Annotated in this window: 12 protein-coding genes; 10 read left to right on the top strand and 2 right to left on the bottom strand. The window is 66.9% G+C overall.

The features are described 5' to 3' along the window. Positions 1-66: 66 nt before the first annotated feature. The 6 genes from F3087_RS01375 to F3087_RS01350 all read left to right on the top strand — a co-directional run bounded on the left by F3087_RS01375 (position 67) and on the right by F3087_RS01350 (position 8,242). A complete protein-coding gene (locus F3087_RS01375) occupies positions 67-720 on the top strand; it encodes a TetR/AcrR family transcriptional regulator (protein WP_150399918.1) in 654 nt (217 codons plus the stop codon). Positions 721-859: 139 nt separating this feature from the next. Then, positions 860-2,506: an AMP-binding protein gene (locus tag F3087_RS01370; RefSeq protein ID WP_150399917.1), complete on the top strand. Its 1,647-nt coding sequence runs from the start codon at positions 860-862 to the stop codon at positions 2,504-2,506. Beyond that, positions 2,506-4,611 (top strand): CocE/NonD family hydrolase, encoded by a 2,106-nt coding sequence (locus F3087_RS01365; RefSeq protein ID WP_191093729.1) that lies wholly within the window; start codon positions 2,506-2,508, stop codon positions 4,609-4,611. The genes F3087_RS01370 and F3087_RS01365 overlap by 1 nt, the downstream gene beginning before the upstream one ends. Before the next feature lie 112 nt (positions 4,612-4,723). Then, positions 4,724-5,515 (top strand): DeoR/GlpR family DNA-binding transcription regulator, encoded by a 792-nt coding sequence (locus F3087_RS01360; protein ID WP_150399915.1) that lies wholly within the window; start codon positions 4,724-4,726, stop codon positions 5,513-5,515. 436 nt (positions 5,516-5,951) lie between these two features. Next, a complete protein-coding gene (locus F3087_RS01355) occupies positions 5,952-7,493 on the top strand; it encodes a cytochrome P450 (protein WP_150399914.1) in 1,542 nt (513 codons plus the stop codon). 8 nt (positions 7,494-7,501) lie between these two features. Continuing rightward, positions 7,502-8,242 carry a TetR/AcrR family transcriptional regulator gene (locus F3087_RS01350; protein ID WP_150399913.1) on the top strand — a complete coding sequence of 247 codons (741 nt, stop codon included), beginning with the start codon at positions 7,502-7,504 and terminating at the stop codon, positions 8,240-8,242. Between the two features lie 25 nt (positions 8,243-8,267). Here F3087_RS01350 and pnuC read toward each other — a convergent pair whose 3' ends face one another. Then, positions 8,268-8,984: a nicotinamide riboside transporter PnuC gene (pnuC, locus tag F3087_RS01345; protein ID WP_150399912.1), complete on the bottom strand. Its 717-nt coding sequence runs from the start codon at positions 8,982-8,984 to the stop codon at positions 8,268-8,270. Positions 8,985-9,111: 127 nt separating this feature from the next. Between pnuC and F3087_RS01340 the strand changes: the two genes are divergently transcribed. The 4 genes from F3087_RS01340 (at position 9,112) to F3087_RS01325 (ending at position 12,934) form a co-directional block, all read left to right on the top strand. After that, the gene (locus F3087_RS01340; protein ID WP_150399911.1) at positions 9,112-9,954 is read left to right on the top strand and encodes an ABC transporter ATP-binding protein; all 843 of its coding nucleotides are present in this window, start codon (positions 9,112-9,114) and stop codon (positions 9,952-9,954) included. Positions 9,955-10,081: 127 nt separating this feature from the next. Further along, the gene (locus F3087_RS01335; RefSeq protein ID WP_150399910.1) at positions 10,082-10,828 is read left to right on the top strand and encodes an ABC transporter permease; all 747 of its coding nucleotides are present in this window, start codon (positions 10,082-10,084) and stop codon (positions 10,826-10,828) included. A 133-nt stretch (positions 10,829-10,961) separates the two neighbouring features. Then, positions 10,962-11,759, top strand: coding sequence for an ABC transporter permease (locus tag F3087_RS01330; protein WP_150399909.1), 798 nt, complete (start codon positions 10,962-10,964; stop codon positions 11,757-11,759). 80 nt (positions 11,760-11,839) lie between these two features. Beyond that, positions 11,840-12,934, top strand: a complete 1,095-nt coding sequence (locus F3087_RS01325) for an ABC transporter substrate-binding protein (protein ID WP_150399908.1) — start codon at positions 11,840-11,842, stop codon at positions 12,932-12,934. Here F3087_RS01325 and F3087_RS01320 read toward each other — a convergent pair. Beyond that, a complete protein-coding gene (locus F3087_RS01320; RefSeq protein WP_150399907.1) occupies positions 12,931-13,953 on the bottom strand; it encodes an XdhC family protein in 1,023 nt (340 codons plus the stop codon). The two genes, F3087_RS01325 and F3087_RS01320, sit on opposite strands and share 4 nt — an antisense overlap. Between the last annotated feature and the right edge of the window lie 4 nt (positions 13,954-13,957).

Raw genomic sequence — 13,957 nt, 5'->3', positions numbered from 1 at the left:
CCGCGACCCCGGCTCGGACCGATGTCCGTGCCGGGGTCGGGGCGGGTCAGCGGGTAGCATCGAACGGTGGCACGGCGGGAAGAGGAATCGAAGGACGGTCGCAGCTACGGCGGGCTGTCACGGGAACAACGAGTGGCGCAGCGGCAGACTCGTTTGATCGATGCCGCCCTCGAATTATTCGGAACCCAGGGTTACGCAGCCACTTCCATCGAGCGGCTGTGTGCGGTCGCGAATGTGTCCACGCGCAGTTTCTACGAAGATATGGGCAGTCGTGAGGCTTTGCTCATCGCGCTGGTCAATCGGACCACCTCGCACGCGGTCGAGCGGGCCTTGGAAGCGCTGGCGAAAACCGAGAATGATCCGCTCTCCACCCGGGTGGTCGAGAGTTTCCGCGCTTATCTCTCGGTGACCTGCGCCGACCATCGGTCGGCCCGGGTCTGTTATGTCGAAGTGGTCGGCGTCAGCCACAAGGTGGAGGAGTGGCGCAGGGATCAGCGGCGCCTGCTTTCTGCCTTGATCATCAGCGAGGCGGAGCGCGGGGTCGAACGCGGCGAGGCCAAGCCGCGGCGGTTCGATCTCTTCGCGCTCGCGGTGATCGGCGCGGTGAACTCGCTCGCGCAGGAATTGGTGCAGAGCACGCTGCCCGATTCGGTGCTGAGCGTGGACGAAATATGCGAGGAGATCGCGTATTTCGTGAACTCCGGGCTCGCGCTCACCTGATTTGAAACCAGTGGAACCGGTTGGTGGTTCAGTTGTAATGTTCATCTGAAAAGATGTATTGCCGAATTGACGGAAATCTCCTACAGTCGATTCGGCTCCCTTGTTCGAGGGGGCCGACGATTCTCTGGACGGAGTGTTCATGTCCTCCATCGGAAGTGCCGTTCGCGCGCTGGTGGTCAGTCTGCATTCGGTGGGCGTGCTGCAACGCGCCGGGGTGCTGAATCTGCTCGCGCCGGTCGACCTGGTGCGAGCCTCGCGGGCGGTCCGGCAGTTCGGCGGGATCGCCGGGCCGGTGCGGATGTCGGCACGGCGCGAGCCCGATCGGGTCGCGCTGATCGATGAGCTCGGTCCGCTGACCTACCGGGAGCTCGAGGCGCGCGGCAATGCGCTGGCCCGCGGGTTCACCGCGCTCGGGCTCGGGGCGGGCGATACCGTCGCGGCGCTGGTCCGGGACCGGCGCGAGCTGGTGGACACCATGCTGGGCGCGGCGAAGATCGGCGCGCGGCTGGTGCTGCTCAATACCGGGTTCGCGGGGCCGCAGCTGGCCGATGTGGTGGCGCGCGAAGGTGTGCACGTCGTGGTGCACGACCAGGAATTCGGCGAGCTGTTGCAGGTATTGCCGGCGCAGGTGCGGCGGGTGCTCGCCGTGCACGATGGCGTCGGGGTCGACGGCCTCCCGACCGTCGCCGAGCTGATCGCGGGCAACGACCCGGCCGAGCTGGCTCCGCCGCTGCGGCAGGGTGGATTCGTGCTGCTGACCGGCGGGACCACCGGGACGCCGAAGGGGGTGCCGCGTGAGATCAAGTCGCCGCTCGCCGCGTCCGCGCTACTGGAGCGGATTCCGTTGCGCCGCAATCAGACCCTGGTGCTGGCCGCCCCACTGTTCCACGGCACCGCGCTGAATCAATTCGTCCTGGCCTTGTCGCTGGCCTCGACGGTGGTGCTGCGCAGGCGATTCGACGCCGAGGCGACGCTGGCCGCCGTGGCCGATCACCAGGCGCAGGTGCTCGTGCTGGTGCCGACCATGCTGCGCCGGATCCTCGAACTCGGTCCGGAGATCTTGGCGAAGTACCACACGGAGAGTCTGCGCATCGTGTTCAGTGCGGGATCGGCTCTGCCTGCCGCGCTGGGGAATTCGGCCACCGAGGCGTTCGGTGACGTGCTCTACAACTTCTACGGATCGACCGAGGTCGGCGTGGCGGCCATCGCGACGCCCGAGGACTGGCGAGCGGCGTCCGGGACGGTCGGCAAGCCGCCGACCGCGGTGACGGTCCGGCTCTACGACGAGGACGGCAAAGTAGTTACCGAACCTGGTGTGCGCGGCACGATTTACGTGCGCAGCCGGCTGTCGTTCGCCGGGTACTCCGGTGGCGGCAACAAGGACGGCATCGATGGCTTGTTGTCCTCCGGCGATGTGGGGCACTGGGATTCGGGCGGGCGGCTGTTCATCGACGGACGCGACGACGACATGATCGTCTCCGGCGGCGAGAACGTCTTTCCCGGCGAGGTCGAGGAGCTGCTGTACGCCCATCCGGCCATTGCGGAGGCGGCGATCGTCGCGGTGCCGGACGACGAATTCGGCCAGCGGCTGGCGGCTTTCGTGGTGCGGCACCCCGATCAGGAGCTGGACGCCGATGCGGTGCGGGCGCATGTGAAGGCGAATCTGGCGCGGTTCAAGGTGCCGCGCGATGTCACCTTCCTCGCCGAGCTTCCGCGCACCAGCACCGGAAAGCTCTTGCGCCGGGATCTGACCGTTGATCACCGATGGGCTGGCGGTGATCAATGATGATGACCGATAGCCGGCCGAGGCGGCGTGGGTTCGCCACGGCCACGTCGATCGCGGCTCGAATCGCGGTGGGCATTCTCGCGGTTTCCTCGATGCTGCCGATCGCCGCGCCGTCCGCACTCGCCGATCCGTTGCCTGCCAACGGGTTTCCGAAGGCGGATGCTCGCACCGGATTGCCCGAGGGGTGGAATCCGGGACCCGAACGTTATGGCGTCGGCGAGCAGAAGAACGTCGAGCTGCCGATGGCGGACGGCGTGGTGCTGCGCGCGGACGTGCGGTACCCGACCGACGCGTCCGGCGCGCCCGCACCCGGCCCGTTCCCGATCGTGTTGACCCAGACGGCATACGGCAAGGACAGCGCAGGCTTCGTGCGGCTGCTGTCCTACGAGGGGCTCGGTCCGCTCGTGCAGAACGCACTGCCCAGCGTCATCGACGTGGCCGAGCAGATCAGCGATGCGGCGGGTTACGGCGACTACTTCGTCAAGCGCGGGTACATCAGCGTCATCGTGGATATTCGCGGCACCGGATCCTCGGGCGGGCAATGGAGCATCCTGCAACCGCAGGAGCGGACGGACTCCAAGCGGGTAATCCATTGGGCCGCAGGGCTACCCAACTCGACCGGTGAGATCGGTCTGTGGGGCCTGTCGTATCTCGGGATGAGCGAACTCTTCACCGCCGGTGTGCTGGAACCGGATTCGCCGGTCAAAGCGCTGTTTCCGCTGATGCCGGGCAACCACGCGTTCCAGGATCTGCTGGACCACGACGGGTTCTACAACATCGCCTTCCTGGCTTCGATGCTGCAATTCCCGATCACCCTGCTGCCGCAGATCGATCCGATCCTCGGGTTGTACCGGGAGCCGGACAAGCTGGCCGGCGTCTTCGTCGACCATCTGATCTCGCACTTCCGCACGGACGGCACCTGGCACTCGGTGTTCAACGCTCTGCTCGATGGTGACAAGGCATACAACAGCCCGTACTGGGAGTCGCGCGCGATCGACAACGTGGTGGAACAGATTGCAGCGAACGACATTCCGACCTACCTGATCAGCGGGCAATACGACCTGCTCCAGGACGGGACGCCGCGCACCTTCGCCGGACTACAGAACGCGTACGCGGGACGCTCGCACAACGGGCCGATGCCGGCGGACGCGCCATCGAGCGGACGCTTCCAAATGCTCACCGGCCCTTGGTTCCACATCCAGCCCGGCGAGCAACGCAACACCGACATCGACATGCACTCCCTTCAGTTGGCCTGGTTCGACCGGTGGTTGAAGAACGACCGCAACGGGATCGATGAGACGAAGACACCGCTGCACGCGATCGACGTCAACGGCAGCGTGATCGAGAGCGCTACCTATCCGATGCGGGAAACACCCACGCAGGACTTGTATTTGGCGGCCGGTGGCCGGTTGACGCCGGATCGTCCGGTGGATCGGGCAGGTTCGGACCGGGTGACCTTCAGCCCGGTCAACGGCGGCACCATCTGCAATGCCTCGTTCTCCCGGAACTTCTCCGGCGTGTACGAACTGCTCACCACGATGGCCGGTATCGATGACCCCTGTGCGCAGTTCCCCGCGCACCCGGATGTGCCTGGGCTGCTGGACAATCCGCAGTACACCACCGACGCGTTCACCGAGCCGACGGTGCTCGGCGGTCCCATCGGCGCCACCCTGTTCGCTACGTCGAGCACGCCCGCCTCGGCGTTCGGCGTGACCGTTCAGGACATCGCGCCCGACGGCACGGCGCTCGCGCTGACCGACGGCCAGCTCGCCGGCAACTTCCGCGCGCTGGACGAGGATCGGACGTGGCGTGCCCCGGACGGCAGCGTGCTCGGCGCGTTTCATCCCGGCACCCGGGAGTCGATGCTGCCGGTGATTCCCGGCCAGGTGACCGAGTACAACGTCAAGATCCGCCCGGCCGTCCACGTCTTCGAGCCGGGCCACCGTTTGCAGATCACTATCGGCTCCGGTGACGCGCCCACCCACATCGTCAACCCGAAGGATTATCCGGCGCTGCTCGGCGGCGTCTATGACGTTCAGCGCACCGAAGGCGCGGCCTCGTTCCTCACCGTGCCGCTGGCCGGCGCCTCCGCGATGCACCGCTGAGGCGGCGTCGCTTGGCATTGCCGCACCGGAATCTCTACGGTCGGCAGCGTGCCTATGGTCAGATTGTGCGCGTGCCTAGAAAAACAGCAGGTCGGGTCCGGGGTGGTGTGAGATGACCGGACCAACCGACCGCCCCCAGCGGTGGAACCGGCTGCTCGAACTGCTCGCCGAATCCGGGCGGCTGTCCGTGGAGGAGGCAGCCGAGCGACTCGGCGTGTCCTCCGCCACGGTCCGCCGCGACTTCACCGCGCTCGCCGAACAGCAGCTGGCGACCAGGACTCACGGCGGTGTCGTCGCGACCTCCGTCGCCTACGACCTGCCGGCTCGCTACCGGCAGACCGGCGGCGAGGCGAAGCAGCGGATCGCCGAACATGCTGCGTCCCTGGTGGATCCGCACAAGGTGATCGCGATGAACGGCGGCACGACCACCACCGCGGTGGCCCGGGCCCTGGCCGGCCGCACCGATCTCGGCATGACCGGCGACGAACAACTGACCCTCGTCACCAACGCGCTCAACATCGCCGGCGAAATGGTATTGCGCCCGCACATGCGCACCGTCGTCCTCGGCGGCGTGGCCCGCCGCGAGTCCTACGAACTGCACGGCCCGCTGGCCGAACGCGCCCTCGCCGAACTCCGCCTCGACGAACTGATCCTCGGCGTCAACGCCATCTCCGCCGAGGGCGGCGCCCAATGCCGCCACATCGACGAGGCCGGCGTCACCACCGAAATGGTCCGCCGCTCCCGCCACGTCATGGTCGTAGCCACCGCCGACAAACTCGAACGCACCGCCCTGGCCCGAATCTGCACCATAGAACAGGTCCAAGTCCTGGTCACCGACACCGACGCCGACCCCTCCGCCGTGGCCGCCATCCGCGCCACCGGCGTCCGAGTGGACGTCGTCTAGCCCCGACCTGTTTGAAGGTGGTTTTGGCGGGCATGTCGGTGGCCATGACCACTGAGCCCGGTACAGAGCGTTCGGATGACACTGAGGTGGACCGCGACGACGTTGATCAGCCGGATTCGACCGGGGATGCTGCGGCTACCACGGAGGATCAGGCGGCGGATATGGATTATGAGGGCGATACGCCCAACTAGGGATTCTGTTCGCGCAGCACCGATTTGTCGATGAGACTTGTTCTTTCGCGCCGCCACGCTTAGTTCCGCTTGATTGCGGGGCCGTCGATGATCCAGCCCGGTAGGCCTTGGATGGCTTGCCGGGCTGTGCTGTGTCCGGGGGAGGTGGATGGGTGGTGTTCACCCATTGACCGGGTCACGGTGTCTCACTACTCTGAGTGGGACAGCACGTCCCACGTGAGTGTGTAAGGCAAGGTGAGCCTGCTATGGCCGATGTCGAGTCCGTTGATTCCGTCGTTGATTCGACATTGCATCCACCCCGGTGGGCGCCCACGTTCATCCGCTGGCACGGCACGCCGGTGACCTGGTGGGAGTCGGTGAAACTGTCGATCGGGATCCTGCCACGGGTGCGCGATCACACGGTGCTGGATTACGTGACGAACTTCCCGGGGCAGGACGACGTGATCGTCGCCCGGGTGCCGTTCGCGAAGTTCGTCATCGTGCGGAGCCCGGAGTTGGCCCGGCATGTGCTGGTGACCAATCAGAACAACTACACGAAGAGCCCGGACTACGACATGCTCGCGGTGGCGTTCGGGCGCGGACTGGTCACCGACCTGAACGATGAACTGTGGCAGCGCAATCGGCGACTCGTGCAGCCGATCTTCGCCAAGCGCAACGTGGACGGCTTCGCGCCGGTGATGGTCGAGGCGGCGCGCGATGCCGTCGCGCGGATCCGGGAGCTGTCGGCGGGGGACGGCGTCGTCGACGTGAACGCCGAAATGAACCGGCTCACTTTGGATGTCACGTCGCGGACGATGTTCGGCACCGACATCACCGGCCCGATGTCGGAGGTGGTGCTGTATCGGCTGCTACGCTTCTTCGGCCGCGGATTCATGACGAACCTCAGCCATCCGCTGCACCACTTCGCGACCTGGCTGCACAAGCGCGGGCGCAACCGCGACGATGCCGGGAATTCGCGGCTGCCGATGCGGGTCATGCGGGCGGCGGGCTGGGTGATCGAGCCGCGCAGCATGCGCGACCTGCGGCATGCCGAGCGCGTGGTCGACGGCCTGATCGCCGACCATCGCGCGGGGCGGATCACCCGCAAGGACAACCTGCTCGCCGCCCTGATCGACGCGTCCGACCCCGAAACCGGTTACAAATACACCGATCAGGAGATCCACGACGAGCTGATGACGTTCATCGGCGCGGGCATGGAAACCACCGCGACCGCCCTGACCTGGGTCTGGCAGATGCTCGCCGAACATCCGGAGGCCCGCGACCGCCTCCGCGACGAGGTGACCTCGGTGCTCGGCTCGCGCCCCGCCACCGCCGCCGATCTCGACCGGCTCCCGTGGACCCAGGCCGTGGTCGCCGAGACCATGCGCGTGCTGCCGCCGGTGGTCGGCCTGGCCAGAACGGCGAAAGAGCAAGACTCGCTGGGCGGTTACCTGATCAAGCCGGGCACCACGGTGATCACGCTCATCCACGGATCGCACCACAACCAGCGGGTGTGGGACCGCCCGGACGAGTTCGACCCGAGCCGCTACCTGCCGGAAAACGTTGAGCGCGAACACAAGCGGGCCACGATGCCGTTCGGTGCGGGCAAAAGAATGTGTGTCGCTTCGGGATTCGCGAACATGGAGGCCTCGCTCGTGGTCGCCACCTTCGCCCAGCAGCTGCAATTCGACGCGGTGTCGGATCAGCGCGTGCGCCGGCAGATCTCGTTCACCGGCGGCCCGGACGGCCCGCTGCCGATGCGCCCCCGGTTCCTGCCGGAACTGGAGCGTGCGGACACCGCCGTATAGTCGAATCCGTGAAACCGCCCGCCCACATGCGTACCCATCGCAGGCGTTCGGGCGGACAACGCTGGGACGAGCACAACTCGACCCGGCAGGCCCAGATCCTCGAGGCGGCCGTCGCGCTGATCGAGGAGAACGGCCCCACGGCCGAGGTATCGATCCAGCAGATCGCCGAGCGAGCCGGCCTGGCCCGCTCGGTGGTCTACCGGCAGTTCGACAACCGCGAAGACCTGGACGCCCGGGTACGCGAGTACATCATGGATCATTATGTGTCCGAGGTGGAGACGCTGCTCGTGCTCGACCCGGCCAAGACCGCGGAAGAGATGTTCCACGAGGTGATCCGCCGGGTGGTGAGCTGGGCCGCGGCGCACCCCAATCTCTACCAGTTCGCGCAGAACGGCCCGGGGCGCTCGTCGGGGGAGACCAGCCTCACCATCGGCAGGCACCGGGTCGCCGAGACGCTGTGGCAACAGTTTTCGTCGTGGACCGGCATGCTCGCCATCGATGTCGAACCGTATCGCCCGCTGGCCTACGGGCTGGTCGGCTTGGTGGAGGGCATCGTCACCCAGTACCTGAGCACGCCCGCCGGAGCCGATCGGCCGGACCAGGAAACCATTGCCCGCATGCTCACGGCCTCCGCCTGGCACCTGTTCGCCGGCCACGCCGCCGATCTCGGCTACCACTTCGACCGATCCGCCAACATCGCGGAAGTCCTGGCCAAGCTCTTCGCCGACGCCGCGGCCCAGCAAGACTGAGCCGCAAGCTCTTTCGGCCCGAGGCTCAGGACGCCGAAGCCACCGGCACGGCCTTCGGTAACGCCTCCGCGCGAATGTTTCGCATCCAGACCAGGAATCCCCACGCCACGAACCCCGCGTAGACGAAGTACAGCGTCGCCGACGGGTAGTAACCGGCCTTCACCAACAGCGGGATACCGACGATGTCGACGGCGATCCAGATCAGCCAGAACTCGGCGAGACCACGCGCCATCCCATAGGTCGCCAGCACGGAACCGGTGAAGATCCAGGCTTCGGCCCACGGCCCATACGAACCGATCAGCGCGAAGAGCTGGGCAAAGGCCGCGGTTCCGACCAGCATCGCGGCGATCAGCACGAGCCGTTCGCGATTACTCGCCCAGCGCGGTTCGACGCCGCGATGCTCCAGGCCGGTCTCGTTGGCGTGCCGATGCCAGCTCCACCAGCCATAAACGCTGACCGCGATGAACATCAGCTGCCGCCCGGCCTGCCCCGCCATGTTCAGATGCTGCGGAGTGTTGAACACACCGCCGACGAAAACGGTGAACAGCAGCGCGTTCCCGGCGATGCCGATCGGCCAGGCCCACACCCGCCTGCGCATGCCGCCGAGCGCGGAGGCGAGGCCGAAACCGTTGCCGATCACCTCGCGCCAGAGAATCTCCGAGCCGGCGATGTGCAGCTTGGCGTCGAGCAGCGCGTAGATCGGGTTCACCTGTGGTGCAACCAGCGCACGCACCGATGTCATCCATCGAGCGGATATCGGCTCGCGACGATCGGAAATCCGGTGTGCACGCGGGTTCGCGTAACGATCGCGAAATCTGGGGTCGCGATTCGCAATATCTGTGCAACGGACCCCTTCTAGGGTGACTTTCATGAGCGTGGAAAGCAGTGCCGGGGGGACCGGAATTCACATCAGTGGGTTGACCAAAACCTTCAAGGTGGGGCGGAAGACGGTAGAGGCCCTCGACTCGGTCGACCTGCACACCGAACAGGGCACCTTCCTGTCGCTGCTCGGCCCGTCCGGCTGCGGCAAGTCGACCGTCCTGCGCATCCTCGCCGGACTGGAGACGCCGAGCGCGGGCAAGGCGCTGATCGATGGCCAGACGCCCGCCGAGCTGGTCCGCAGGCACGAGCTCGGCATCGCGTTCCAGGACTCGGCGCTGCTGCCGTGGCGCACGGTGGAGTCGAACATCAAGCTGCCCTTGCAGGTGGCGGGCCTCACCCCGGACCCGGCGCTGATCGCCGACCTGATCCAGCTGGTCGGCTTGGACGGCTTCGAGAAGGCCAAGCCGGCGCAGCTGTCCGGCGGCATGCGCCAGCGCGTCTCGATCGCCAGGGCGCTGGTGGTGAAGCCGACCGTGCTGCTGCTCGACGAACCGTTCGGCGCCCTGGACGACATGACCAGGCAGCGGCTCAACCTGGAACTGCTGCGGATCTGGACGGAGAAGCCGGCGACCACGCTGATGGTCACGCACGGCATCGCCGAGGCGGTGTTCCTCTCCGATGTGGTCGCGGTGATGAGCCCGCGCCCGGGCCGGGTGCTGGAACTGGTGGAGATCGACCTGCCCCGCCCGCGCACCCCGGAGATGATGCGCACCCCCGAATTCCACAAGCTGCACGACTACCTCTCGGAGCTGCTGTTCGGGAAGTCCGGCACCGGCGGCGCACTGGGCACCGACGCGGGGAAGTCGAGCACGGGCGCGGTGCAGGCATGAGCAACGACAGACAACGACCGGCGCGCTGTCAGTGGCAGGCGAGACCGGGGTGGCAGCGGGTGCGGTCGTACGGGCAGCCGATGCGGTCGGTCGCGCTGTGCGTCCGGCGTGGTCAGGGAGGCCGGGCATGAAACGGATCGGCGGATTGCTCGGCGTCGCCGGGTTGATCGGGGTGTGGTGGCTGCTCGCGGCGCTCGGTGTCGCGGGTGGCACCGTGCCCAGCCCGTGGACGGTCGTGCACACGATGTACACCGACGGATGGGGGCTCTACGGCCCGAACTTCCGGATCACCGCGCTCGGCGCGCTGAAGGGATTCGTCTGGGGCAACGGGATGGCCATCGCGCTGGCCATCCTGATCATGTTGATCCCGCAGATCGAATCGCTGGCCACGCAGCTGGCGATCCTGAGCTACTGCACGCCGCTGCTCGCGCTCGGGCCGATCATCCTGGTCGTGTTCGGCGGCCGCACCCCGACGGTGTTCCTGGCCGCGATGTACTGCTTCTTCACCACCATGGTCGGCACCGTGACCGGATTACGGTCGGCGGACCGAACGAGTCTCGACCTGGTGCGGGCCTACGGCGGCGGGCGCTGGCAGCAGCTGTACCGGGTGCAATTGATCTCGGCGTTGCCGAATACGTTCGCGGCGTTGAAGATTGCCGCACCCTCGGCGGTGCTGGGCGCGATCATCGGCGAGTATCTCGGTGGTGTGGACAGCGGCATCGGCGTCGCGCTGACCGCCGCCCAGACGGCCTACAACGTGCCCCGCACCTGGGGCATGGCCCTGGCCGCGGCGGCGCTGGCCGGCCTCGGCTACGCGATCGTCGCACTGGCCGCCCGCCTAGTCGCCCCATGGACCACCCAGGAGTCCCGATGACCACCGTGAATGCTCCCTCCCGCGCACGAATCCGCATGGTGCGCACGAATTTGCCGACGAATTCGTGCGCGGCGGCATGGGATGTGCGCGGCGGACGAGAACGTGCGTTGCGCGGTTGCGCGGAGGAGGGGCGATGAAGGTTGTGCTGCGGATCGGGAAGTTCTTGTTCCCGTTGGTCACCTCGCTGCTGTTGATGCTGGCGATCTGGTATGTCTTCCTGAAGGCGTTTCCGCAGGTCGGCCCGCGGGTGGGCAAGTCGCCGGAAGACATCTGGCGCTACCTGGTGACCTCGCGCGGCGCGAGTGCGGCGCGCGCGGTGATCATCGACGACTTGCAGATCACCTTGCGGGACGCGGCCATCGGGTTCGCGCTCGGCATGGTGGCGGCGCTGGTGGTGGCCGCGCTGTTCGTGTCGTTCGCCGCGGTGGAGCAGACCTTCCTGCCGGTGGCGATGCTGCTGCGCTCGGTGCCGCTGGTGGTGCTCGCCCCGATCATCGTGCTGGTGTTCGGCCGCGGGCTCGGCGGGGTCACGGTGCTGGCCGCGATCGTGGTGTTCTTCCCGGCGCTGGTGATGATCATGGCGGGGTTGCGCGACGCGCCGCGGCAGGCGCTGGACCTGGTGGCCGCGTACGGCGGGTCCAAATGGACCGGTTTGCGGATGGTCGCGGTGCCCGCCGCGCTGCCCTCGGTGTTCGCGGCGGCCCGGATCTCGGTGCCCGGCGCGCTGATCGGTGCGCTGCTGGGCGAATGGCTCGGCAGCGGAACGGGGTTGGGCGCCAGCCTGATCCGGGCCATTCCGACGTTCCAGTACAACCAGCTGTGGTCGTCGATCGTGATCGTCACGATCGTCTCGGTGCTGCTCTACGCGGTCGTGGGCGTCATCGAGAATCTGGTGCTGGCCCGCTTCGGCGCCGACGCCGGCCGGTCCTGAATCCCGGTGAAATTCGAGCAAATCACCGCTCGGAACGTCAAAGTAAAGAAAATGAAACGCAATCGACCTAGATTCGGCGCATGACACCCGTGCAACGCTCTTCGTTCGGGCCTTCACTGAACCGACGGTCTCTGTTTCGTTACTCCGCAATGGCCGGCGCCGCACTCGGCGGTGCGGGCCTGCTCGCCGCGTGCGGCGACAATGCCTCCGACTCCTCGGGTGGTTCCACCGCGGACGGCTCCAAATACGGCACCGTCGCGGTGCAGCTGTCCTGGCTGAAAAACATCGAATTCGCCGGCGAGTACTTCGCGGACAGCAAAGGCTATTTCAAGGAGGCCGGTTTCGGCTCGGTCAATCTCATCGCGGGCGGCGCGGCCAGCACCTCGGTGGAGGCCGGGCTGGACACCGGAAAGATCTGGCTCGGCCTGTCCGCCCCGCAGACCACCGCCAAGGCGGTGCTGGAGGGCCTGCCCGGCAAGATCATCGCGACCACCTACCAGAAGAACCCGTTCGCGATCGTCAGCTCGGCGGCCAAGCCGATCAAGACGCCAGAGGACATGCGCGGCAAGAAGATCGGCGTGCAGGACACCAACCAGCTGATCTTCAAGGCACTGCTCACCGCCAACGGCCTCAAGCCGAACGATGTCACCATCGTGCCCGCGCAGTTCGATCCGTCCCCGCTGGCCAACGGCGAGGTCGACGGCTGGGTCAGCTACGTGACCAACGAGCCGATCACCTTGACCGCCAAGGGATTCGCGAACACGCACTTCCTGTTCGCCGACTACAACCTGCCGCTGGTGGCCGAGACGCTCACGGTCAAGCAATCCACCATCGACAAGGAGCGGGAGAAGCTGAAGGCGTTCCTGGTCGCGGAGATCAAGGGCTGGAAGGACGCGGTGGCCAATCCGGCCGAATCCGCCCGGCTCGCGGTCGAGGTGTACGGCAAGGATCAGAAGCTCGACCTGGACGAGCAGACGAAAGAGGCAGTGGCGCAGAACGATCTGGTCACCTCCGCGGACGCGACCGCCAACGGGCTGCTGACCATGACCGACAAGCTGATCGAGCAGAACATCACCGCGTTGCGGGCCGCCGACCTCGATATCAAGGCCGAGGAGTTGTTCGATCTCTCGGTGCTGCGCGAGGTGTATGCGGAGAACCCGGGGCTGAAGGCTTAACTACTCAGTCCGACAGCCGCTTTCAGCGGCGACTGGGTTTGGGAGTGATCGAGCGAGTGCCGCCCGGACTGTTCGGTTCTGGCGGCAATCAGCTCGGCGGCGATCGCGACGGCCATCTCGGTGGCGGTGCGGGCGCCGAGGTCGAGTCCGGCGGGGGAATGCAGGCGGGCCAGGGTCGCTTCGGTGAAGCCGCCCGCGCGTAGGTCTTCCATGCGCTGGGTGTGCACGGTGTGCGCGCCCATGGCGCCGAGGTAGCCGAGCTCGGGTAGTCGGAGCGCGACGGTGAGCAGCGGGATCTCGAACTTCGGGTCGTGCGAGGTGACGACAATGCCGGTGCTGCTGTCGATTTCGCCCGCCGAGGACAGCGTGTTCAGGTAGCGGTGCGGCCAGTCGACGACCACCTCCGCGCCGGGGAACTTCTCCGGTTTGGCGAAGTTCTCCCTGGAGTCGCAGATGGTGACGCGGTAGCCGAGCAGCCTGGCCTGCACGGTCAGCGCGGCGGCAAAAGAGTTGGCGCCGAAGATGATCAGGCGCGGCGGCGGGGCGAACGACGCGACGAACACATCCGAATCCGGCAGCGCGAGCAGCTCGGTGCCGTGCTTCTTGTCGGTGACCAGGTGCTGACCGATCAGGTCCGCGTCGGAGTTCCACACGACGGTGAACACGGTGATCCGCCGGTGCGCGGCGATCTCCGCGGCGACGAGGGGAAACTCGGGAAAGTGCCTGCGCGAGAACGGCTCGGTGAACACATCCATCGTGCTGTCCCGGTCGGCGACGGTTGCCACGCCGTAGCGGTGCATCGCGCGCCGGCCTGTGCGGGCAGCCTGGAGCACCGCCTCGTAGGCGATCTCCTCCAACCCGCCGTCGGTCACCGCGCCGTAGACGCCACCGTCCGGATCGACCAGCATCGCGGACCCGATCGGCAACGTCGCGGAGCCCATCGTGCGCACGATGGTGGCCAGCCCGCCGGTACGCCCGGAATGCCACACCCGCAATAGGTCATCGACGATGTCCCGCATCTGC

Source organism: Nocardia colli (genome assembly GCF_008704205.1).
GTDB classification, from domain to species: Bacteria; Actinomycetota; Actinomycetes; order Mycobacteriales; family Mycobacteriaceae; genus Nocardia; species Nocardia colli.
The sequence above is the reverse complement of the archived record's forward strand: the minus strand, read 5'-3'. Positions and strand labels throughout refer to the sequence as shown.

Excerpts from the sequence above, each read along its gene's own strand:
- F3087_RS01330 (WP_150399909.1), top strand. The coding sequence starts at position 10,962 with ATGAAGGTTGTGCTGCGGATCGGGAAGTTCTTGTTCCCGTTGGTCACC.
- F3087_RS01335 (WP_150399910.1), top strand. The coding sequence starts at position 10,082 with ATGAAACGGATCGGCGGATTGCTCGGCGTCGCCGGGTTGATCGGGGTG.
- F3087_RS01320 (WP_150399907.1), bottom strand. The coding sequence starts at position 13,953 with ATGCGGGACATCGTCGATGACCTATTGCGGGTGTGGCATTCCGGGCGT.
- F3087_RS01360 (WP_150399915.1), top strand. The coding sequence starts at position 4,724 with ATGACCGGACCAACCGACCGCCCCCAGCGGTGGAACCGGCTGCTCGAA.
- F3087_RS01340 (WP_150399911.1), top strand. The coding sequence starts at position 9,112 with ATGAGCGTGGAAAGCAGTGCCGGGGGGACCGGAATTCACATCAGTGGG.
- F3087_RS01365 (WP_191093729.1), top strand. The coding sequence starts at position 2,506 with ATGATGACCGATAGCCGGCCGAGGCGGCGTGGGTTCGCCACGGCCACG.
- F3087_RS01370 (WP_150399917.1), top strand. The coding sequence starts at position 860 with ATGTCCTCCATCGGAAGTGCCGTTCGCGCGCTGGTGGTCAGTCTGCAT.
- F3087_RS01355 (WP_150399914.1), top strand. The coding sequence starts at position 5,952 with ATGGCCGATGTCGAGTCCGTTGATTCCGTCGTTGATTCGACATTGCAT.
- pnuC (WP_150399912.1), bottom strand. The coding sequence starts at position 8,984 with ATGACATCGGTGCGTGCGCTGGTTGCACCACAGGTGAACCCGATCTAC.
- F3087_RS01325 (WP_150399908.1), top strand. The coding sequence starts at position 11,840 with ATGACACCCGTGCAACGCTCTTCGTTCGGGCCTTCACTGAACCGACGG.